General features: G+C 61.3%; 21 protein-coding genes. 16 read left to right on the top strand and 5 right to left on the bottom strand.

Annotated features, from left to right (window positions below; translation table 11 throughout):
• Positions 1-342: 342 nt before the first annotated feature.
• From MOD31_RS10555 to MOD31_RS10535, 5 genes are all read left to right on the top strand, one after another.
• Positions 343-1,935 (top strand): hypothetical protein, encoded by a 1,593-nt coding sequence (locus MOD31_RS10555; protein ID WP_238324768.1) that lies wholly within the window; start codon positions 343-345, stop codon positions 1,933-1,935.
• A 1,340-nt stretch (positions 1,936-3,275) separates the two neighbouring features.
• A complete protein-coding gene (locus tag MOD31_RS10550) occupies positions 3,276-3,908 on the top strand; it encodes an AAA family ATPase (protein ID WP_011777075.1) in 633 nt (210 codons plus the stop codon).
• Positions 3,908-4,228, top strand: coding sequence for a hypothetical protein (locus MOD31_RS10545; RefSeq protein ID WP_043807144.1), 321 nt, complete (start codon positions 3,908-3,910; stop codon positions 4,226-4,228). Before MOD31_RS10550 ends, MOD31_RS10545 begins: the two co-directional genes overlap by 1 nt.
• Positions 4,229-4,479: 251 nt before the next feature.
• The gene (locus MOD31_RS10540) at positions 4,480-4,836 is read left to right on the top strand and encodes a TnpV protein (protein ID WP_250820550.1); all 357 of its coding nucleotides are present in this window, start codon (positions 4,480-4,482) and stop codon (positions 4,834-4,836) included.
• Positions 4,837-4,877: 41 nt separating this feature from the next.
• Positions 4,878-9,893, top strand: coding sequence for a helicase-related protein (locus MOD31_RS10535; RefSeq protein ID WP_250820549.1), 5,016 nt, complete (start codon positions 4,878-4,880; stop codon positions 9,891-9,893).
• 59 nt (positions 9,894-9,952) lie between these two features.
• Here the strand turns inward: MOD31_RS10535 and MOD31_RS10530 are convergent, their stop codons facing one another.
• Positions 9,953-10,621 carry a hypothetical protein gene (locus tag MOD31_RS10530; RefSeq protein WP_250820548.1) on the bottom strand — a complete coding sequence of 223 codons (669 nt, stop codon included), beginning with the start codon at positions 10,619-10,621 and terminating at the stop codon, positions 9,953-9,955.
• A 506-nt stretch (positions 10,622-11,127) separates the two neighbouring features.
• Here MOD31_RS10530 and MOD31_RS10525 point away from each other — a divergent pair.
• The 4 genes from MOD31_RS10525 to MOD31_RS10510 all read left to right on the top strand — a co-directional run bounded on the left by MOD31_RS10525 (position 11,128) and on the right by MOD31_RS10510 (position 15,165).
• Positions 11,128-12,105, top strand: coding sequence for a hypothetical protein (locus MOD31_RS10525; RefSeq protein WP_250820547.1), 978 nt, complete (start codon positions 11,128-11,130; stop codon positions 12,103-12,105).
• A 170-nt stretch (positions 12,106-12,275) separates the two neighbouring features.
• Positions 12,276-12,887, top strand: coding sequence for a recombinase family protein (locus MOD31_RS10520; RefSeq protein WP_250820546.1), 612 nt, complete (start codon positions 12,276-12,278; stop codon positions 12,885-12,887).
• 41 nt (positions 12,888-12,928) lie between these two features.
• Positions 12,929-14,356 carry a Mu transposase C-terminal domain-containing protein gene (locus MOD31_RS10515; RefSeq protein ID WP_250820545.1) on the top strand — a complete coding sequence of 476 codons (1,428 nt, stop codon included), beginning with the start codon at positions 12,929-12,931 and terminating at the stop codon, positions 14,354-14,356.
• The gene (locus MOD31_RS10510) at positions 14,353-15,165 is read left to right on the top strand and encodes an AAA family ATPase (protein WP_250820544.1); all 813 of its coding nucleotides are present in this window, start codon (positions 14,353-14,355) and stop codon (positions 15,163-15,165) included. Before MOD31_RS10515 ends, MOD31_RS10510 begins: the two co-directional genes overlap by 4 nt.
• Positions 15,166-15,269: 104 nt before the next feature.
• On the opposite strand, the gene MOD31_RS10505 is transcribed toward MOD31_RS10510, so the two are convergent.
• From MOD31_RS10505 to MOD31_RS10490, 4 genes are all read right to left on the bottom strand, one after another.
• Complete coding sequence (locus tag MOD31_RS10505; protein WP_250820636.1) at positions 15,270-15,491, bottom strand: SOS response-associated peptidase family protein; 222 nt, start codon at positions 15,489-15,491, stop codon at positions 15,270-15,272.
• Positions 15,492-15,809: 318 nt separating this feature from the next.
• On the bottom strand, positions 15,810-16,700 hold the full coding sequence (gene lgt / locus MOD31_RS10500) for a prolipoprotein diacylglyceryl transferase (protein WP_250820543.1): 891 nt from the start codon (positions 16,698-16,700) through the stop codon (positions 15,810-15,812).
• Positions 16,701-16,821: 121 nt separating this feature from the next.
• Positions 16,822-17,259, bottom strand: a complete 438-nt coding sequence (locus MOD31_RS10495; RefSeq protein ID WP_250820542.1) for a response regulator transcription factor — start codon at positions 17,257-17,259, stop codon at positions 16,822-16,824.
• A gap of 81 nt (positions 17,260-17,340) precedes the next feature.
• Positions 17,341-17,598: a metal-sensitive transcriptional regulator gene (locus MOD31_RS10490; RefSeq protein ID WP_050686490.1), complete on the bottom strand. Its 258-nt coding sequence runs from the start codon at positions 17,596-17,598 to the stop codon at positions 17,341-17,343.
• Between the two features lie 122 nt (positions 17,599-17,720).
• Between MOD31_RS10490 and MOD31_RS10485 the strand changes: the two genes are divergently transcribed.
• The 7 genes from MOD31_RS10485 to MOD31_RS10455 all read left to right on the top strand — a co-directional run bounded on the left by MOD31_RS10485 (position 17,721) and on the right by MOD31_RS10455 (position 22,133).
• Complete coding sequence (locus MOD31_RS10485; protein ID WP_250820541.1) at positions 17,721-18,335, top strand: rhodanese-like domain-containing protein; 615 nt, start codon at positions 17,721-17,723, stop codon at positions 18,333-18,335.
• Positions 18,332-19,090, top strand: coding sequence for a sulfite exporter TauE/SafE family protein (locus tag MOD31_RS10480; RefSeq protein WP_250820540.1), 759 nt, complete (start codon positions 18,332-18,334; stop codon positions 19,088-19,090). Before MOD31_RS10485 ends, MOD31_RS10480 begins: the two co-directional genes overlap by 4 nt.
• Positions 19,091-19,112: 22 nt before the next feature.
• A complete protein-coding gene (locus tag MOD31_RS10475; RefSeq protein WP_250820539.1) occupies positions 19,113-19,454 on the top strand; it encodes a rhodanese-like domain-containing protein in 342 nt (113 codons plus the stop codon).
• A gap of 55 nt (positions 19,455-19,509) precedes the next feature.
• Positions 19,510-19,806, top strand: a complete 297-nt coding sequence (locus tag MOD31_RS10470) for a rhodanese-like domain-containing protein (protein ID WP_069696352.1) — start codon at positions 19,510-19,512, stop codon at positions 19,804-19,806.
• A gap of 57 nt (positions 19,807-19,863) precedes the next feature.
• Positions 19,864-20,226: a co-chaperone YbbN gene (locus tag MOD31_RS10465; RefSeq protein ID WP_069696351.1), complete on the top strand. Its 363-nt coding sequence runs from the start codon at positions 19,864-19,866 to the stop codon at positions 20,224-20,226.
• Positions 20,189-20,620, top strand: coding sequence for a rhodanese-like domain-containing protein (locus tag MOD31_RS10460; protein ID WP_250820538.1), 432 nt, complete (start codon positions 20,189-20,191; stop codon positions 20,618-20,620). Before MOD31_RS10465 ends, MOD31_RS10460 begins: the two co-directional genes overlap by 38 nt.
• Positions 20,621-20,720: 100 nt before the next feature.
• Positions 20,721-22,133, top strand: coding sequence for a rhodanese-like domain-containing protein (locus MOD31_RS10455; protein WP_069696349.1), 1,413 nt, complete (start codon positions 20,721-20,723; stop codon positions 22,131-22,133).
• The last annotated feature ends 69 nt before the right edge of the window (positions 22,134-22,202 follow it).

Below are 22,202 nucleotides of genomic sequence, written 5' to 3'. Positions count from 1 at the left end.
CAGTTCTTGGCGGGGCCAGATCTGAACTATTCATCACCCACAGGCTGTGGGTGCCCTTTGCTTTACCTAAAAGAAAAGGAACTGCTGCCCTTTATGGTACCGGATGCTCTTTCGGCGTCAACGCACCCGCTTGCGAGTGTCGCCCCTCAAACCACCCCTGAGCAGGCTTGGGCCCTCGCTCCTCTGATAGCCGGAGAACCCTCATTAAGATTCGGTAGATGGATCGGCTCCAGATTCCAGTATCCGCGCCCGACTCACCGTGCCAAGATCACCAGACGGTTGCCCGAGCGTGCGGCGGCGGTCATGATCCACGGGGCAGATGGCCGCGTCGCGACTTTGTGCTTGGACCTTGATACATCGAAAGCCCTCAAAGAGGTCGTTGACGCCGACGCCCTTCGACTGGGCAAACTGCTTCAGGAATGTGGCCTGGCATTCATAGAAGATTTCTCTCCGAGCGGCGGCCGGCACCTGTACGTCCCTCTCCGGGAACGCTTGGATGGGCCTGCCGCCCGCGAGCTTGTCGAGGCGCTGGCTCTGCGATCCACGAGCCTGGACCCAAGCCCTCACCAGAACTTGAGCGATGGCTGTATCCGCGTCCCAGGATCCCGTCACAAGTCGGGCGGCTATCAAACGCTTATTACCCCTTTATCTGTTGCTTACGACTACCTGCGCCGAAGGAATCCACCGTTGGCGGTGTTGGCCCTTAAAGCCGCTCTCGCGCCGGAATTGAAGCGCCTCCAGGCGCGCAAAGCACGGCAAGCCAAGACAGCCTCAGCTCAGCGCACATCAGCTGGTCTGTCGCTGCCGCCAAACGCCGGCGGCGACTCTCCTCTACGCAGGATCGCCCGTACAGGGCTCTACGACACCTCGCGGTACAAGAGCCCTTCTGAGGCGCGGATGGCCGTCCTAAACCACTTCGCGGCCTGCGGCTGGACCCGAGAACAGGTGGAGAACGAACTCAACGGGCAATTCCCCGGGCTCGCTGCTCTCTACAACAGTGCCAACAAGCAGAAGCGGCTACTGGCACTCGAATGGACCAAAGCGCAGACCTATGTCAGCGCAGCAAAGCCAAAAACTCCAGCTTCTAGATCAAGGGAACAGATTGCACTTATTAACAACACAAGCCCAACAAAACTCACAGGGGGGGCACACACCTCTAGCCGTCGCGCGATCCACCAGCTCGTCAACGACCTGGAGAACATCGTCTACGCTGTGCTAGACCATCGCCTTCAAGCTCGTGGCCGAGAAGGCTTGAGCTTGAGACTTCTGATGCGCGGATTGCTGGGTTACATGCGTGCAAAAGAAACTGATGTCCTGGACGTGGGCTGCCGTACGCTGGCTGCCGCCATGGGCAAACACCACGTGACGATCGCAAGGCTTCTGCCCGTATTGGCCAAAGAATCAGACGGGATTGTCACGAAGATTGCCGACGCAAGGCGTAAAGCCGCCGACATTTACCTGGTCCAACTGCCCGAGCACTTCAAGCAACTTGCCCGTGAATTGACTTGGAGAAAGGGAAGAGTGCACGCGATTCGCCCTGTCTTTCGGGCGCTAGGTGATTCAGCAGCACTCGTTTATGAGGCCATCGAACGAGGACGATACTCCCCCACTACTGCCGACCTTGTACGGCTGACTGGTATCAGCCGTAATGCTACGACGAAGGTGCTGGCAGAAATGGAAGCCATGGGCATGGTTCGCAGAACCGGACGCCAATGGAGAACGACCTCAATTAGTCTTAGCGGTCTTGCTGTCCGACTGGGGGTACTGGAGGAATATCAAGCCCAGGTAAGCCGTAACCGTCGGGACCGGGCCGCTTGGCACGCATATTTAGATCGCTTCGTGGACCGTACTTTGGAAGAGATCGACATGTTTGACCCGGATCGAGAAGATCACTGGATACCGCCAGATGACGAGAGTATCTGGTATGCAGCATAAGCGTGTGTGACGGTGCCTGGTAGCCGGACGTCGCTACAAAACAGCCATAGTGGATCGCGTGTTGTCCTTTAGATGAGTCGTTTGTTACGGACTCCACTTCTCATGCGCGGACTGGCGGCTTATCCCTAGGGCAGAACCGATAAGCGCCCAAGACACACCGGCTCTCCTTGCAGAGGCTACTCCCCTGTCCAAGCGGCTTGCGGCTTCTTCGGCTGCTTTGACGGCGGCATTAAGTTCAGAAATGGCTGCAGCCGGAAAGGCATGTTTCTCCCATTCAAGATGGAGAGCTTCCTCGACGCCCACTGAGGGCACGGCGAAGCCAAGTGAGGGCAGGTAAGCCAGACGCTTCGAAAGAGCCGCCTGTCGCGACGTATCAACTCTGGACCAGCGTGGGCCTCTCCAACCGCACGTGCAGGCGGCACACCATCCCACGATTTGATCGTCAGGCACCATTTCGTGTGTCTTAATGTTTGGGTGGCGCGGAAAGTTGCCGGATATACCCTCCACTGCGACAACACCCATACGAACATCCTCAGAGACGCGGCCGTCAGGAATGATGGCGCTGAGACTCCCCTCGTGAAGCCCGTCTCGCATGTCCCATCTCATTGGTGGCCAACTCTCTGTGCTTCTGTGCGCCTTCACTAGGATGGCAGACCCATGTTGATCGGTGTCAGGAAATCCTGACATTAAGCTACATGAGTTCTCCGCTCCCCTCGTGCTTGTCCACGCTGCACTCAATTTTCGGCTCTCGGAATGCTATCGAAACGATACTGAAACGCTTGCAAACGAATATCCAATCCGCAGCCTCCCTTGCACTCCCTGACTCAGGGATGTCGTAGGCGTGATGTGCTGGTGGCTCTGGAGCCGGTTTTCCTTGCGGTATCAGATCAGTATCAAATTGCTAGTGGTTTGATATCGATGTTGGCCAGCGTCTACTCAATGCCAGAGTAGCGTTCGTGGATATCAGCCCATTCGATATCCCTTCGACAGTGATATCAAAAAGATATCATTTCCCTGTTCGCTCAATGTTGTTTGATGCTGGGTTGAGCCACTCCCCCGGCGTGATTGCTTGACTGTTATGCAGAGGCGTCGGGGGCGCGATGCGCTGATGGCTCTGGAGCCGGTACGGCTTGTGGTATCAGATCAGTATCAAAGTGCTAGTAGTTTGATGAGGATGTTGGCCAGCATCCACTGAACGCCGCAGAGTAGCGATGCCTCGGTCGCCAGTCCGTTTAGTATCACTTTGATAGTGATACCTATTTGATATCACTATCAAAGTGATATCAGATAGCTAGCGTGTCGCTAGCTATCTGATACCTTGCTGACGCTAGTTTGGAAGCATGATCATTGTCGTTGGAAGTGAAAAGGGTGGCGTGGGGAAATCCACTGTCGTCACGAATCTTGCTGTCGAGCTCGCAAAACGGGGGAGGCGGGTGGCTGTCGTGGATGGTGATCGCCAGCGTTCCACGGCGCGGTGGGCGGTGGACCGGGAAGAGGCAGGCCATCAGCCCCGTATCTTCGTGGTCGAAAAGCTTGGTAGCTTGCATGAGACCCTGCGTGAACTTGATGAGGGTTACGACGTCGTCTTGGTTGACGTCGCGGGGAAGGACAGTAAAGAAATGCGCACGGCAATGACTGCAGCGCATCAGCTCTTGGTCCTCACTCAGTCGAGTCAATTCGATCTGGATACCCTCGTCACGGTAGACAAACTGATTGAAACGGCACGTGACTTTAATCCGGACTTGCGCGTTCGTGGTGCACTAACGCGCGTATCCACCAACGCTTTTGAGTCCGAGAGCGCTGATGCAAGGGAATACCTGTCTGACTACCCCAGTATCGAACCGCTTAGGACGGTCTTGTACGAGCGGAAGGCGTACAGGGATGTCGTGGGGGAGGGGCTTGGCGTTGTTGAGTGGAAGAACCCAAAGGCGGCGAGGGAGATTCGCGGGTTGGTAGAGGAGCTGATGGGTTAATGGCAATTAAGAAGCGTTCCGCGTCGGATAGGGCCAGGGACGAAGCGATCGAGGCTTTCGGCAATGGAGCGGAGCCGTTGCTTGCACAACCAATTGTGAGTATCGATCGCAATGCTCCAGTGAGGCCGAAGGTGACTCCCGAACTGAGCGATTCAAGGGATAAGGGAAATCCCAGGACAATGCTGCTTCGCTTCGACGAGGATCGCGAGTTGGTTGATCTGTTGGCTGTTGTAGCAAAGCTGGAGGGAAGGAAAAAGCATCCCATGGCATTGCGGGCTCTGAGGATTGGCTTGGAGCAGGTCCGCGACAGTTATGAGTGAGTCCATTCTTACTGGGATGCATTCAAGTTGATATCATTTTGATATTGATTTGATAGCTTTCCTGAAGTGAATATCCCAGCAGATCATGGTGGGAATCGGCCGTGACAAGCGAATGCCTTCGATCCCCGCTAGCGTGACCTTCGATGCAGAAGAAGGTCACCAGGGGGAGTAGTCCATGGCGGGACGTAAGAAACAAATCGATGGCCAGCTGAGCTTCGAGGCTCTGTGGGCGGCACCAGAGGAGGACCGCAATGAACAAGTACGGCACGCAGGCTCAGGAAGCCTGGAAGACAGCCAGCCCGACTCGGTACAGCCAGATTCAGAACCCGGACGAGTTTTTCGCGAACCTGGGGGAACAGGCTCAGGAGCAAGTGGACGAGCTACAGGTCAAGATCGCGGGACCGGACCCGAAAGGGGAGGGGTATCTGGAGAAGGTCGGCCGGTTGAACGCGGCGCGGAACCAGGCCGAGGAGATCGTTCGGTACGACCTGCTTTCGCCGCCGGAGACGGAGGGCGAGGACGAAGAGGACGAGTACGTGAATCCGAGTATTCAGGAGTACCTGGACTCGATGAGGGAAGTGGACAAACTCCGCGAACAGCTTTACTAGACGCCGAAGCTGGCAGGTTCCGCCCGACGTCTCAGGAGGACTTGGCGCCGTCCGGTGCGCGGAGTCGTATACGGGCGAACCTTGAAGCCCTCGAGGTACTTCAAACGCTGCAGGCCGAGAAGCGGCCAGCCACAGAGGCCGAAAAGACTTCGCTTGCTCGATGGGGGAGTTGGGGAGCGCAGGGCGTCTTCCAAATCTTCGATGAAAGCCGTGAGGAATACGCCGGGAACCGAGAACACCTGCGCAGCCTCCTGAGCGAGGCCCAGTACGACGCAGCCCGCAGAACCACCATCAATGCCCACTACACCGATGCCGCCTACGTGAAGGCCATGTGGGCCGCGGTGCAGGAACTCGGATTCAACGGGGGCACCGTCCTGGAACCGGGATCCGGCGTCGGAACCTTCATCGGGTTCGCACCGGAGAGCGCCGAGATGACCGGTGTCGAGCTGGACCCGACCACCGCAGCCATCTCCCAAGCCCTCTACCCAGAGGCCACTGTCCGGGCGGAATCTTTCGCGGACACCAAACTGCCCACAGGCCACTTTGACCTGGCCATCGGCAACGTGCCCTTCGCCAACGTCACGCTCCACGATCCCCGCCACAACGCCGGCGGCCACTCGATCCACAACCACTTCATCCTCAAGTCCCTGGAACTGACCCGCCCGGGTGGCATGGTGGCTGTGCTGACGTCCAGCTTCACCCTGGACGGCACCAACCCGGCAGCCCGCCGGGAAATGAACCAGCTGGCCGACCTCGTGGGAGCCGTCCGCCTGCCCACCGGCTCGCACCGCAAAGCAGCCGGCACCGACGCCATGACCGACTTGCTGATCTTCCGCCGCAGGGAACCCGGGCAGGAACCGGCCACCACACTCTGGGAGACCGTCAGCGCCCGCCGGATCGACGGGACCATCACCCGCCTGAACTCCTACTTCGATGAGCACCCCGAACGTTTGCTGGGGGAGCTGCACGTGGCCCACGGCATGTACGGGGCCGAAACCTTGCAACTGACCACTGATGACCTCTCCGCCGTCCCGGACCGCCTGGAAACGGCGCTGGCCGACGTCGTGGCCGAGGCCAGTTCCGCCGGACTCGTCATCACGGAGCGCACCGCAGAGCAGGATCGCCAGCGCGCCGCCTACGTCCCGGCAGCAGCCACGGAATGGGAAGGCCATATCAGCGCCACCGACAATGGCTTCACCGTCGTCGAAAACGGTGCCCACACCGAATTTGCCGTCCCCAAAACCCAAGCCGCCGAACTCCGCGCCCTGCTCGGTCTCAGGGACGCCGGCCGGAAGCTCCTTACCGCAGAGGCCGACAGCCGCGACGACACCGCCGACATCGACACGCTGCGTGACGACCTGAAATCCGCGTACAGCCAGTACGTGGACACCTACGGGCCGATCAACCGCTTCACGCTCCGGGACACCGGGCGAGTGGACGAAGAGACGCAGGAGCCCATCCAGGCCCGCACCACGCCCAGAGCAGTGTCGATCCTCAGCCGTGACCCGTTCGGACCCCTGGTCAAGGCACTGGAGAACTTTGACGAAGCCACGCAGACCGCCACCCCGGCTGCCCTGCTGTCCAGCCGCCAGGTCCAGCCCCGCCGACCCGTCCTGGGCGTCGACACCGCAGAAGAAGCCCTCACCGTCACCCTCGATACCGTGGGTGAAGTTGACCTGGACTACGCCGCGTCCCTGCTGGGAATAAGCCCGGAAGAAACCCGCGCGGCCATGGGGGAGAGCATCTATCAAGTCCCCGGCCCGGACGAGACCTTCCAGACCCGGGCGGAATACCTCTCCGGGAACGTCCGCGAAAAGCTTGAAATCGCCCAAGCCGCCGCGCTCACCGACGAACGGTTCAACGCCAACGTTCAAGCCCTTACCGAGGCCATACCAGTACCGCTGCGCATGGACGAAGTAGAAGCGCGCCTCGGTGCCGTCTGGATCGACGCCGAAACCCACCAGGAGTTCGTCCGCGAAATCCTCAACGACCCCTACGCCACCGTCTCCAACGCAGCCGGGTCCATGTGGGACGTCAAAGCCAACCGCCACACCCTCGCTGCCACAAGCAACTGGGGCACCCAGCGGATGCCCGCCTCCGACATCCTCAAACAGGTCCTCGAACAAAGGCCGGTGCGCGTCACCGACGAAAACGAAGACAAACGCCGGATCCTGAACCCCACCGAAACCGCAGCAGCGCAGGAAAAAGCGCAGCTGCTGCAGGAACGGTTCAGCGAATGGGTGTGGGAGGAACCCGAACGGGCCAACCGCCTCATCGACGAATACAACCGCCGCTTCAACTCCATCGTGCTCCGGGACTACAGCACCGAAGGGGAGCGGCTGACCTTGCCCGGCATGGCCAAGGACTTCTCCCCACGCCCACACCAGCGTGCGGCCGTCGCGCGGATGCTCTCCGAACCAGCCGTCGGTCTGTTCCACCAGGTCGGTGCCGGAAAGACCGCAGAAATGGTCATGGGCGTGATGGAACTGCGCCGCCTGGGCATGGTCAACAAGCCCGCCGTCATCGTCCCGAACCACATGCTCGAACAATTCGCCCGGGAATGGCTGCAGATCTACCCGCAGGCGCGCATCCTCGCCGCCTCATCGGCCGACCTCGCCGGCGACAAACGCCGACAGTTCGTTGCCCGTGCGGCAGCAAACCAGTGGGACGCCGTGATCATGACCCGCACCGCCTTCCAACGCGTCAGCCTCAGCCCGGAAGCCGAAGCCGCCTACATCAACGCTGAAGTCATTCAGATGCGGGCGGAGCTGGAAGCCGTCAAGAACAACGGCCGGGACAACGGTCGAGCCAACGCCAGCATCGTCAAACGGCTGGAAAAGGCAGTACTGGCCCAGGAAGAAACGCTCAAAGCCAAACTCGACACTCCCGCCGACCCCGGGATCAGCTTCGAGGAATCCGGCATCGACTACCTCGTCGTGGACGAGCTGCACGACTACAAAAACCTCCGGACACCGTCCAACATCCCCGGCGCCGCAATCCAAGGATCCAACAGGGCATCGGACCTGCACATGAAGACCGAGTTCCTGCGCGAACGCGAGGGACGGCGCGTGATCACCGGTGCCACGGCAACACCGATCGCGAACTCCGTCACGGAAATGTACGTCATGCAGCGCTATTTACGCCCGGACCTGCTCCAAGCTGCCGGAATCAAGGACTTCAACACCTGGGCCGCGACGTTCGGCCAGGTTGTCGAAGAAATGGAGCTTTCCGTCGCCGGAGGTGACCGGTTCAAACTCAAGAGCCGGTTCGCGAAGTTCCAAAACGTCCCCGAACTGCTGAAGATGTTCCACACCTTCGCCGACGTCAAAACCGCCGAGGACCTCAAACTACCCATCCCGGCTCTCGCCCCACGGGACGGAGACGGGCTGAGGCAGCCAAACATGCTCGCGGTCGAACCAAGCCCTGAACTGCGTGACTACATCCAGCACATCGGCGACCGCGTCGACGCCATCCAGGGCCGTCTCGTGCCCTCCGAGGAAGACAACATGCTCAAAGTCTCCTCAGACGGCCGCAAAGCCGCCTTGGACATGAGGCTCGTGGATCCCGCACTGTTCCAGCACGGACCCACCAAGATCAGCGCCACAGCCGACCTGCTGGCCAGCGTGTACGAAGAACACAAAGACCGCATCTACACCGACCCCTCCACCGGGGAACCGGACCCTGTACCCGGTGCCCTGCAGCTGGTCTTCTGTGATTTCGGCACACCCTCGGAGAAGTGGAACGTCTACGGCGAACTCAAAGACCAGCTCCGCCGTAGGGGCGTACCCGAACACATGGTCCGGTTCATCCACGAAGCCAAAAACGACAACGAAAAAGGCCGGCTGTTCGCAGCCGCCCGTTCCGGACAAATCGCAGTGCTCGTTGGATCAACATCGAAAATGGGTGTCGGCACGAACATTCAAAAACGTGCCGTGCACCTGGTGGACATGGACGCCCCGTGGCGGCCGGCCGACGTCGAGCAACGCCACGGCCGTATCCTGCGCCAAGGCAACCAGAACCCGGAAGTCCGCATCTCCCAGGTCGTCACCAAGGAATCCTTCGATTCGTTCATGTGGCAAGGACTGGAACGGAAATCCCGGTTCATCAACCAGATCATGCGCGGCCGTCTGGACGTCCGGGAAATCGAAGACATCGGGGACAACACCCTGAACTTCGCCCAAGCCAAAGCCATCACGAGCGGCAACCCGCTGGTACTGGAAAAGGCTGTCGCGGACCAGGAACTGGCCCGCCTCAGCCGCTTGGACCGGGCGTACAACCGCAACCTGGTCGCGGTGAACCACACCAAACGCGGCGAACAAGCAGCAGCTGACGCAGCAGCCCAAGACCTGCCACTGATCCACGCTGCAGTTGCCCGGACCGTGGACACCACCGCAGACGCCTTCAAAGCCACCATCGGCGGACAAACCCTCGACAACAGAACCGACGCCGCCGAAGCCCTACGGGCATGGGTGGGACGGCAAGGACACCGGCTCATGAACCTCTACGGATTTGACGAACTCGGCACCATCGCCGCCCTCGGCGGCCACGAACTCCGCGCCAAGCTCGTCCCCGGCCGAGAACTGAACAATGCCACCGTCGAGGTCCGTGTCGAGGGTGTGCCCAGGGCGACCACCCAAATATCCCGCAAGGGCTTGCTCTCAGCCGACCTTGGCACCATCAGGCAACTCGAAAACAGGGTGTCCTCCCTGCCAAAGCTCGCCGCCGACGTCGAAACACGACGCCAGGACGCCCTCACCCGCATCGACCAAGCAGACCAAGCAATGGCAGAACCCTTCAAACACGCCGAAGCACTCAAAACCGCCCAAGCCAACACGGCACGTATCGACCAGCTAATGGCCGACGCAGCAAAACCTGAAGAACCATCCCTGACCGAAGCGACGGCCCAACCTGACCCACGGTTGGAGAAGATGCAGCGCCTCATGAACGCATCATTCCCGACTCCGCCGGGAGCCGCGGCCACGGCAGCCACGACCACAGCGGCCACACCAAGAACGCCGGAACAACACCGCCGACAAGACTCCGACTACGGACGCTAGAACGCGACACGAAGAAGCCCTGCACAGCAACAAGCTGTGCAGGGCTTTCCAAGATGCTCCTAAATCCCTGTCGCTTCCCTTATCTGTTTTGCGGTGTACCCCGCCCGCAACGCTGTAGCAAGATCACGGGCCTCAGCGGAAGCCGCGGTTACCGCCGCGTCGAAGTTTTCCATCAAACCGTTGGCTCCGTCGTCCAAGATGTAGAAAAGTTCGAGGTCGAGCTCGCTAATCGGGAGGTACCACCAGCCACTTTCTGGGTGGTTGGTGTGAATGTTCGCTTGCAAGCTGGGGGCATAGAAACCCATAGCTTCGAGCTGGCGCAAATTAGCATCGAGAAGGAGGGGCGGATCATCGCACGTCAGAACAACGTGCCCGAGGCTCTCCCCGCCATCAAGCTGGTCCTTGTTAGCCCTTTCCTTGTCCTCCTCGCTCATTTTGGCCACCGCTGCGGGACCGATGAAGACTACATTCTTCGTCGGCGGGTGTGTTTGGGAAGGTTGTTCGGCTACGAGCGACACAGGCCTCGGTTCGAGAGAGTAGCCCAGATGCTTGCCGACGGTGATGAGTAATGCCGCGGCGTCAGCGCACCTGTTTTCAGTGCCAAATTTGTCTCCCACAGCTTCCACAGCCTGCTGGAGTATTTCGAGAGAGGCGCGGGAAGGCGACGACGTTGCAGCTGCTGCTCGTTCTGTCGTTCGTTCTTTTCTGAGCCTGGCATTCCTGCCCATATGAGTCCTTCGGGTATGCGGGCCCACAAATACTCGGCGACTGCGGGCTTAACGCTGGAGGACCCCCATTCCCATGAGGGTCCTCCAGATGCCACAAGCTGCGGTAGCGAGCCCCTTTCCGCTCCAGACGAGCGGCTGGTACTCCCGCGGACAAACTCAATTACCGGGGGGAGATTGAGCCCTCTTGGCACTACGAGCAAAACTTCGGCGCTGCTGGTTTAGCCGGCTGTCGAGGGTGGATAGCCCCCGATGTTCAACTAACCCAGGCCACCTGACATGCGAGGCGATACAAGGGCCCACGCACCCAGTCCCTGTTGCAAACTACCTCTGTGGAACTCGATGAAATGACTCTATCAGAGGACCCGCACGTGAACACCTGTGAATACTGGGAAGCGCAAATTGAAAAATCCCTAGTTGACTAGCAGCCTCTACACTTGAGGAAAGACTAGACAGTCTTAGTTGACTATCAGCCCAGTCCTAAACTGGAGAAGTATGGAGGACTCAATATGAGTACCGGGGAGGGCAACGAAGGAAACACGTCGTCAGCTAGTGCGCAAGAGGTGCCCGAGGAGCTTCTATCGGTCTCAAAAACGCTGGCAGAAGCTCTCGATCAAGACTCGGGACGACGCAAAGCCATCCCCATTCGCAAGAGCTTTGTTAGGGCAGAGAAGGGTACTGAGAACCCGCCTCCTCTGGCTGAGCTTGTAAAGCGGGGCGGGCGCGGCGGCGGCGTAATCGTAAAGATGTATCTCGCTCTCGTATGGCGTTGTTCTGGTGGGGACTTTGACACTGACATCTCCGCAAGGGTGTGGGCGCGTCTTCTGGCGCTTGAAGATCCCAACTTTAAAGGTGCGCGTCGAATCTCAAAGGCGATCAAAACATTGGAAGACTGCCGTCTGGTTTCGGTCTCGCCGCGTCGAGGCGAACCATCACTCATCACCCTTCTGGATGAATCTGGGGATGAAACCCCCTATGCGTTGCCCTCGACCGCGTACACATCGAAGAAGCTGCGGAGGGACATCTATTTCAAAGTTCCAACGACCTTATGGACCGAAGGCTTCATCCAGCGAATGTCAGCACCGGCGCTCACTATGTTGCTGATTCTCTTGGCAGAGCAGTCAGGGGAAGCCAGCCCTGGCGAAACGGATGGAAAGGAAGTTTGGTGGAGCACTGAGAGATTCCCCCAGCAGTATTCCGTGAGCCCTTCCATGAGATCAAGAGGGACAAAAGACCTTAGGGACATGGGCCTCCTCTACGTAGAACGGTCCAGCGTAGCCTCGCCAGGAAACAAACGAACCTTCGCGCGCGAGCGGGTCCGGAACGTGTACAGGCTCCAAAACCAGGCCCTGGTATTCGTAGATGAGAAGCCCTTGACGAATAAGGCAGCTCCCAAGAAGGTCGCTTCCAAGAAGAGGCCTCAGACTCTCCAGCAGAGACTAAGCACATGGATGAAAGCGCAAAAGGAAACCAAGCCCATGAGCTAATACGCCCGGGGCCAACTGGCCCCTAGGGTCAAAAACGACCGTATCTGATACAAATGAGCCAACTCATTGAAGAAGACTCAATGCCCCCTCGATTTTTGTAGCGAAACTCAGTGCCGGTTTCTATGTGCCGGTTCTTCTGCTAATCGACGGGTATTGGTACATTTGGGCGTATGGGACATCTGTTGGGCTATGCCCGGGTATCGACCGGCGACCAGGACGCCGCTCTGCAGCAGGATGCGTTGAAGGCGGCCGGCTGCTACCGCATCTTCACCGACACGGCTTCCGGGTCTCTGGAGTCCCGGCCGGAACTGACCAAGGTCCTGGATCAGCTCCGGCCCGGGGACACGCTGGTGGTGTGGCGACTGGACCGCCTCGGCCGGTCCATCCGGCATCTGATCGACCAGCTCGCCGATCTCCAGGAGCGTGGCATCGGGTTTCGGTCTCTGCAGGAGGCGATCGATACAACATCCTCAGGTGGACGTCTCGTCTTTCACGTGTTCGCGGCGCTGGCGGAGTTCGAACGCGATCTGATCCGTGAGCGGACCAACGCAGGGCTTCGGGCGGCGCGGGCGCGCGGGCGCGTTGGTGGCCGGCCGCCGTTGCTGACGAAGGACAAGCTCCGGACCGCACGCCGGATGTATGAGCAGAAGGATATGACCGTGGAGAAGATCGGTGAGGTTCTGGGCGTCAGCCGGACCACCGTCTACCGGGCACTCCGGCGCGAACCGGCCCCTGCTCCGGCACGGCGTCGTTCAACAGCAACACAGAAAACAGTCCGGTGACGGCCGGAGGCAGCGGTGCCCTCACCGGTAACACTGCCTCCATGCCTGACCAGACAGCGTTGGTGCGCTGGCAGATCCTGCGCCGGCATATCGAAGACGGCGTGCCCCTTACTGCCCTTGCTGAGCACGAAGGCATCGGGCTTCGGACACTGCAGCGCTGGCACGCGGCCCACAAACGCAACGGCATCGCCGGACTGGCTACTGCAAACCGAGGGACCACCCGACGCAGGAGTACCTCCGAGCTGGTCGCACTCGTCGAAGGCCTGGCCCTGGTGAAACCGCCCCTGTCTACGGCTGCCGTCGCCCGCAAAGCCAACCGCGTAGCCGACGACCACGGCTGGCCACCCCTCTCCTACAGCACCGTCCGCTCCATCATTGCGGGCGTTGACCCCGGCATGAAGACACTCGCCCAGCAGGGAACGGCCGCTTACCGGGACACCTATGAACTGGCATGGCGGCACCGCGCCGAGCGGCCGAACGCGATCTGGCAGGCAGACCACACCGAACTGGACATCCTCGTGCTGAACGCGAACATGAAACCGGCGCGCCCATGGCTCACCACCATCGTGGACGATTATTCCCGCGCGATCTGCGGCTACACCATCTTCCTCGGGGCACCGTCAGCGATGAACACCGCTCTGGCATTGCGTCAGGCTATCTGGCCCAAGCCCGGACCAGGGTGGCCGATGTGCGGGATCCCCGATGTCCTCTACGTTGACCACGGATCTGACTTCACCAGCAACCACCTGACCCAGACTGCGAAGGACCTCCACTTCGAAATCACCTACTCAACAGTCGCCAGACCCCAGGGCCGCGGAAAAATTGAACGCTTCTTCGGCACCGTTAATACGGAACTGCTGACCGAACTGCCCGGACACCTCACCCGCGGCCACACGCCGCCCGCGCCGGTGCTGACCCTCAAGGAGTTGGACACTGCCATCGGCCGCTTCATCATCGAGAGCTATCACCAGCGGAAGCATCCAGAGATCAAGGCGACCCCGCACCAAGCCTGGGTAGGAGACGGCTGGCTGCCCCGGCTCCCGGCAACCATGGACGAACTGAACCTGCTCCTGTTGACCGTTGCCAAACCCCGCATCGTCCACCGCGACGGCGTGCACTTCCAAGGACTCAGATACGTCTCCCCACTGCTGGCCGCCTACGTCCGCGAAGCCGTCATTGTCCGCTACGACCCCCGGGACATCACAGAGATCCGCATCTTCCACAAGAACCAGTTCATCTGCAAAGCCGTGGACCCCGACCACGAAACATCCACGCTGACCCTCAAGGACATCCAGACCGCACGATCGGCCCGTCGCCGCGAACTGCGCGGACAAATCAACCAGCGCATCGCCGTCGTGGCCCGGCACCTGCCGGATCTGGCGTCACCGAAGCCAGCTTCAGCCACGGCCCCTGTCGAGCAAGCCAAGAAGCGCCCAAAGCTACGCACCTACCTGGAGGATGACCGGTGACCACGCAAAGCTTCATCGCCACCAAAGAGCACCGCCGGTTTGTGGAGTTCGCGGACGCAGTGCGCCGCCAGCACACGATCGGTATCTGCTACGGGCAGGCCGGAATCGGAAAGACCCTCTCCGCCAGACGCTATGCCAACTGGCACAAAGCACAGAAGCTACTGGAGGAGTGGGGGCCCCGGGAAGAATCCGATCACCAGGTCTACGCCGCACTCTCCCGCTCCCGCACCGTCTTCTACACCCCAGCCGTGCTCACCACCCCCAAACAGATCCACGCGGACATCGAGCACACCAGCACACGCGTGTCGATCTGCGTGGACCAACACCTGTCAGACATCGGCAAGGGGACAGGGCCCCACACCCGCGTCAACAAATATGTCGAGCTGCTCATCATTGACGAATCCGAGCGTCTCAACGCCACGGCCCTTGAACTGTTGCGCGACCGCTACGACCGCGACAACGTAGCCCTGATCCTCATCGGCATGCCCGGGATCGAAAAATGGTTCAGCCGCTACCCCCAGCTCTACAGCCGGGTCGGATTCGCCCACGAATACCGGCCCCTCGAACAAGAAGAACTGCATTTCGTCCTGCAGCGCCGCTGGCACAAATTAGGACAAGCCCTGGACCCCGGAGACTTCACTGACGCTCAGGCCATTGCCGCCGTCGCTCGCATAACCAGGGGAAACTTCCGCCTCATCGACCGGCTCTTCATCCAGGTTGAACGCGTCATGAAAATCAACGAACTCAACACCATCACCGACGACGTCATCGAAGCCGCACGCTCAACGCTCGTCATCGGAATCACCTAAACCGCCAAACCGACCTGCAGAAAAGCCGCCATTCCGAGCTAACAATCACACTGGCGGAGTGTGCTCGATCCGTCTCATATACGGCCGTTTGTAATGCCCAATTACTAAGCCCGGAAATCTGCCATGGATCCCGCCTGAGTACTCCGGAGAGTACTCCGATGAGGCATGCGGGCGGATCCTCTGACTACGGCTGCGGTCATACCTGGCAGGTCGGGGTTCAGCCAGTCATTGAACATGTCTTTGGGGATGACGACCGGGGACCGGTCATGGACGTGACCCAGCGCGTCTTGTGTGGTGGTGGTCAGGACCATGCAGGTAGCAGCCACCGGGTCGGGCCAGAACGCATATGGTCCGGCGAAACCCAGCAAAGACTCCTCTCGGAGAAGTGGAATTCGGGATCTTCTTCCCGCCCTCAGTTTTCTGCCACTCGTAATATCCTTCGGCGGGTTATCCGGTAGTCAGGAGAGACCGGGTTGAGTTCCCGCAGGTCGAACGTCTGCATGAAGGCCTCGTGGTTTGCGTCAGGAAGATCTAGGTGGCTGGCCCAGGGGCAGTCAATGGTTCCCGCTGCCCCACGAACGTACTTTCTTCGCAAACGGTCATGGTTTTCGTCCTGGCCGGGGGGGAGGGTGCGGAGGCAGCGGCTATTCAGGTGTTGTTTGCCTCTCGTTATTGGGAGTCGAGGTGGGTTGGCGGGGCACAGCAGAGCGGGGATACGGCCTGACTTTCAGGAACAAGATCAGGCCGATAAGGAACATGAGTCCGCTGGCCCAGGTATTCACGCGCAACCCGAGGATGGTGTTGGCGTAGTCGGAGCGCATGAGTTCGAACACGAACCGTCCGGCGGTGTAAAGGGAGATGTAGAGGGCGAAGACGGCTCCGGCGCCGAGTTTGTAGCGGCGGTCAAGGAAGATCAGCAGTCCTGCCGCGGCAAGGCACCATAACGATTCGTAGAGGAATGTTGGGTGGAAGTAGCCAAGTACTACCGGTGTGCCGTCTGCGTTGAGCTGCGCCTGCCCGGTGGCGGGGTCCATGGCGTGGATCTGGAGCTTCCATGGCAGGTCCGTGGGTTCGCCGTAGAGTTCGTTGTTAAACCAGTTTCCCCAGCGTCCCAGCGCCTGGGCCAGAAGTAGCCCCGGGGCAGCTGCATCAATGAATGCCGCGAAAGGAACCCCGGCCCGCCGTGCTCCAACCCCTGCTCCGACCAGGCCCAAAGCAACGGCTCCCCAGATACCGAGGCCGCCTTCCCAGATGCGCAGCGCGCCCCAGGGGTCTTTGCCGGGGCCGAAGTACAGCTGGTTGTCCGTGATGACGTGGTAGAGCCGACCACCAACGATGCCGAACGGCACCGCCCACATGATGATGTCCAGGGTCTGGCCTTCAGCGCCGCCGCGGGCGCGTAGCCTGCATGCGGTCAGCCATGTCCCGAGAATGATGCCGGCCAGGATCGCGAGAGCGTAGAAGTGGATCGTCAGAGGACCAAGTTCAAAGGCGTTGCCCGTCGGTGACGGCAGGAAGAAATCGGTGGTAGTCATAAGCAACACACTGTAGCGCCAGTACCTGCAAAAGAGTCGGTTTATGCCACGAAGCTGGATGGAGACATCCAATGCGTCGGTAATGGACACGGGTGGCAGCCACAGGATGCCGGGCACGGCTCTAGAGTGTGCCCCGATCAGGGCGCTCTGTCGGTGCCAGCTTCGATGTTGGCGTGCTGAGCCGGGTGATCTCCGGGTCTGGGCAGATATTCTGCACGATGGCTCTTAGCTGGACCGGGTGGAAAGGTTTGATCAAGTAGGCGCTGGCCCCGGATGCGATGCCGTTCAGTTCATCCTCAGCTTGGGCGTAGGCGGTGATCATCAGTATAGGAACGGCCGTAATGTGCCGTAGTCGGCGCGCGACGTCCCGGCCGTCCATGTCCGGCAAACCAAGATCGAGAGTGATCAATGACAGGGCCGACCCGGAAGCAATCAAGAGCGCCTCGGCCCCTGTTTCTGCGAAGTGAACGTCGAAGCCCTGGCCTGTCAGGATCACTCCGATGAGGCCGCTGGTATCCTCATCGTCTTCAATTACTAGGCACTTGCCGCGTGACGCCATAGCCTGCCTCTCTTTCCCGACATTCTACGACTGTCACTCTACGACTGTTTGCGGGGAGTCGGGGGCATCGCATCAGGCCGATCAGGCAAGCGAAAGGAAGAGCTTTTCCAGCTCTTTCTTGTCCATCGTTGCGTCTTTCTGGACGATGCACTGCTCAAGGCCCGTGGCGATGATGGCGAATCCGGCGCGGTCCAGCGCCTTCGATACGGCTGCGAGCTGGGTGACGACGTCCTTGCAGTCCCGGCCTTCTTCAAGCATGCGGGTGACAGCGGACAGCTGGCCCTGGGCGCGCTTGAGGCGGTTGATGACAGGGGTCAGTTCTGAGGGATTGAGTTCCAAGGGTTTCTCCAAAGATCGATGGCCTCTCTCCATCTTATACCCCCTAGGGTGTTTTGACTACCCCCGGGGGTATCTGGAATACTCGGTGGGGTATCCACCCGCCCCCTTCCGAGAGGCCACTCATGACTTCCACTTCCACGGCGCCGGCCGTTACCGCACTCGTCCCTGAAACCCTTCAGGCCTGGTTCACCGAGCACCGGGATCTTGTGGTGATCGATGTGCGTTCCGCCGCGGAGTTCGAGTCCATGCATATCCGCGGTTCTTACAACGTGCCGCTGCCGCTTTTGTCCGAGCACACTGACGAGCTCGCCTCCCGGCTGGGTTCCCGCGTGGTCTTGGTATGCCAGTCCGGTGTGCGCGCCGAGCAGGCCCGTCAGCGCCTTGCCAAGGCCGGGATCGACACCGCCTACGTCCTGACGGGCGGGGTGCCTGGTTTCGCCGCTGCCGGCGGGGGCGTCGTTAAGGGTAAGGACCGCTGGGACCTTGAGCGGCAGGTCCGCCTTGTGGCCGGCTCCCTCGTGGTCCTGGGCCTGGCTGGGGGCAGGTTCGTCTCTCCGAAGATCCGGACCCTTGCCGGGGTCATCGGCACCGGCTTGACGTTCTCGGCCGCGACCAACACTTGCGCCATGGGCAAGGCCATCTCGGCCATGCCGTGGAACAAGGCCGCCAAGGAGCCCACCCGTGAGAGCGCCATCCTGCAGCTTCCCCTGCAGTCGGTTGAGGGCGCAGCGGCATGATCCCAGCCCTGGCTTTGGGGCTCGTCGTCGGTATTGTCTTGGGGGTGGTGGGCGGCGGCGGGTCCATTATCGCCGTTCCGGCCCTGGTGTACGGGGTGGGTATGAGCCCTGCGCAGGCGATCCCCACCTCGCTGCTGGTAGTGGGCGTATCCTCGCTTGCCGCGCTGCTGCCCAGGGTCCGGGAGGGCCTGAACTGGCCCGTCATCGCCCTGGCCGGGGCTGCCGGCATCCCGGCAGCCTGGGCAGGCGCGGCCGTGGGCAAACTGCTGGACCCGAACATCCTGATGCTCGCCTTCGCCGTCATCATGGTGGCAGCCGGCATAAGGATGCTCATGAAGCCCCGCGAAACTGAGGGCTCCTGCAGTGCTGGGCCGAACAGGGCCTTCAGGACCTGCGCCCCCAAGGCTGTCGGCGTGGGCCTGCTCGTCGGGTTCCTCACAGGACTGCTCGGCGTCGGCGGCGGCTTCCTCATCACCCCCGCGCTGACCATCTTCTTGGGCCTGCGCATGAAACAGGCTGTAGGAACCTCGCTGGCCATTATCGTCATCAACTCAGCCGCAGGCTTCAGCGCCCACGCTGCCGGCTACACCATCAACTGGGCCACCACCCTGGCCTTTGCCATCCCGGCCGTCTTGGGATCACTGGTTGCCGCACGGCTTGCCCGCCACCTGCAAGATACGCACATCCGCATCTCGTTCGCGGTACTCATCTTTGCCGTCGCGGCGTGGGTCACCACCGGCACGGTCACCGCCTGACCCATCCATAGAGGAGAGCACCATGGGACTTTTCGATTCCCTCAAGAAGGCCTTCAGCAAGCCTTACAAGACAATCTCCGTAGCCCAGGCCAAGGACCTCCTGGGCTCCGGGGCCACGCTCATCGACGTCAGGTCAGCCCAGGAGTGGCGGACCGGCCGGGCTCCCCAGGCCAAGCATGTCCCCCTGGACAGGCTGCAGGCCAGCACCACCGGCATCCAAAAAACCCGTCCCGTAATCGCCGTCTGCGCCTCCGGCGTCCGCTCGGCCTCAGCAGCCCGACTCCTCGCCGCCAAGGGATACGACGCCTACTCAGTGCGGGGCGGCATGGCCGCCTGGCGCCAGGCCGGCGAACCCGTCCGTTAGGCAAGCAAGCAACAACTTCCACACACCCAGCCGAACCACTTCGAAGGAGAACCCCATGGCTGAAATCACCATCACCGACACCGACCAGCGCCGCTCCACCGCCCGCATCCTCGATGTCCGCGAGGACTTCGAGGTCGCCGAAGGCATGATCCCCGGCGCCCTGCACATCCCCATGGGCCAGCTGCAGGCACGCCTGGCCGAACTCGACCCCGCCGTCCCCGTGATCGCGGTCTGCCGCAGCGGCAACCGCAGCGCCGCCGTGGCCGATGCCCTGAACGGGGCCGGCTACACCGCGGACACCATGGCCGGCGGCATGACCGCCTGGACCCGCGCCGACCTCCCCACCACCTGACCCGGCAGCTTCGCCACTCTTCGCCCCACACCACACCCCGAAAGGACACGAAAGACGATGGCAACCATCGACATCACCGAACAGAGTTTCGCGCAGACCCTGGAGAACAGCGAGATCGTCTTCGTTGACTTCTGGGCAGCCTGGTGCGGCCCCTGCCGCCAGTTTGCACCCACCTACGGCGCCGCAGCAGAACGGCACCCGGACATCACCTTCGCCAAGGTCGACACCGAAGCCGAACAGGCCCTCGCCGCAGCAGCGAACATCACCTCCATCCCGACCCTGATGGCCTTCAAGAACAAAACCCTGGTCTTCTCCCAGCCCGGAGCCCTCAACGCCACCGGTTTCGAAGAAGTCATCCAGGCCGTCAAGAACCTGGACATGAATGACCTCCGCTCCCAGGCCGGACACCAGCACGCCTGATGCCATGCCAGGCGACCTCGCGTACCGCACTGTCACGGCAGACGAACTTGCTACGGTCTGGCCCTGCGCCACACTGGTGGGCGTGCGGAGCAGGGAAGAGCATGCGACCGCGCACGTCCCCGGGAGCCTGAACATCCCCCTGGACGAATTGTTCTCCCGGCTTTCCGACCTGCCCGGCGGAACGCTCCACCTCATGTGCGGGTCAGGGAAACGCAGCAGCCAGGCCGCGCGGATCCTCACCGACCGCGGATACCACACCGTCAACGTGGCCGGAGGAATTACCGAGTGGTACCGGGCAGGTCACCCCGTCACCTATCACCACACCCCGGAAAGCCATTCACGGGAACGACCCGGACCTGCCCGTGCAGGCCCGCACAGACTGTTCCACAGCTAAAACGGCGAGGCCGCGACCGGCTTGCAAGATACCCCCGGGGGTATCTACACTTGATTCAGAACAAATCTCCAAACCCCTTTCAACTGAAGGAGAGCACCTGATGCTTATCGAGCGCATTTACGACGAAGACCTCGCCCAGGCCAGCTACCTGATCGGCTGCCAGGCCAACAGCACCGCCGTTGTGGTGGACGGCCGCCGGGACATCGCGGTCTACCAGGAACTGGCTGAGAAGAACGGCATGAAGATCATCGCCGTCACCGAAACCCACATCCACGCCGACTACCTCTCCGGCACCCGTGAACTGGCCGCTGCCACCGGCGCGAAGATCTACGTCTCCGGCGAAGGCGGCCCGGACTGGCAGTACGAATTCGACGGCGAACGCCTCTACGATGGCGACAAAATCACCATCGGCAACATCAGCATCCAGGCCCTTCACACCCCGGGCCACACCCCGGAACACCTGTCTTTCCTGGTGACCGACGGCGCGTTCAGCGACCAGCCCGGCTACCTGCTTTCTGGTGACTTTGTGTTCTCCGGCGACCTGGGCCGCCCGGACCTGCTGGACGAGGCAGCCGGCGGCATCGACACCCGCTTCGAGGGCGCAAAGCAACTCTTCGCCAGCCTCCGAGACAAGTTCCTGACCCTGCCGGACTACGTCCAGGTCCACCCCGCCCACGGCGCCGGCAGCGCCTGTGGCAAGGCCCTCGGCGCGATCCCGTCCTCCACTGTGGGCTACGAACGCCTCTACGCCTGGTGGGGCCCATACCTCGCTGCGAACGACGAGCAGGGCTTCATCGACGAACTCCTCGACGGCCAGCCCGACGCCCACGCCTACTTCGGCCGCATGAAGCGCGAAAACCGTGAAGGGCCCGCCGTGATGGGCGAACGCACGCCGTTGCCCGAAATCGCTACCGCCACCGTGGCTGCGGGCCTGGAAGCGGACACCCTGACCTTCATCGACACCCGCCCCAACGCCCAGGTCCACGAAGGCACGGTAGCCCGGTCCCTCAACGTTCCGGCCGGGAAGTCCGTGGCCAGCTACGGCGCCTGGGTCGTGAACCCGGAAACGGACAAGAACCCCCTGGTGCTCCTGGCCGACGGTCAGGAACAGGCCCAGGACATGTGGGACCACCTGGTCCGCGTAGGCATCGACAACGTTGCCGGCTACGTCACCAGCCTCGACGGGCTGCCCACGTTCACGCCGAAGCTGATCCAGCCCGAGGAACTCGAGGGCTTTGACGCCGCCATGGTCCTCGATGTCCGCAACAAGACCGAGCACCAGGCCGGGCACGTCCCGGGCTCGCACCAGCTCTCCGGCGGCCGCGCCATGTGGCACCTCGATGAACTGCCCACTGAGGGGACCATCGTCTCCTACTGCCAGTCCGGCGTCCGGAACTCCGTAGCCGCCAGCGCCCTGCGCCGTGCCGGATACGACGTCGTCGAACTCGACGGCAGCTACGCAGCCTGGGACGCTTTCCAGCAGACACGACAGAACGCCGTCTCAGCAAAGTAACCCCACAGACCGCCCGGGCAGGACCCCCTCCTGCCCGGGCCCGCCAGGACGCGTTCCCCCACGCGTCCT

Origin of the sequence: Paenarthrobacter sp. TYUT067 (genome assembly GCF_023656375.1) — a bacterium.
Classification (GTDB): domain Bacteria; phylum Actinomycetota; class Actinomycetes; order Actinomycetales; family Micrococcaceae; genus Arthrobacter.
The sequence above is the reverse complement of the archived record's forward strand: the minus strand, read 5'-3'. Positions and strand labels throughout refer to the sequence as shown.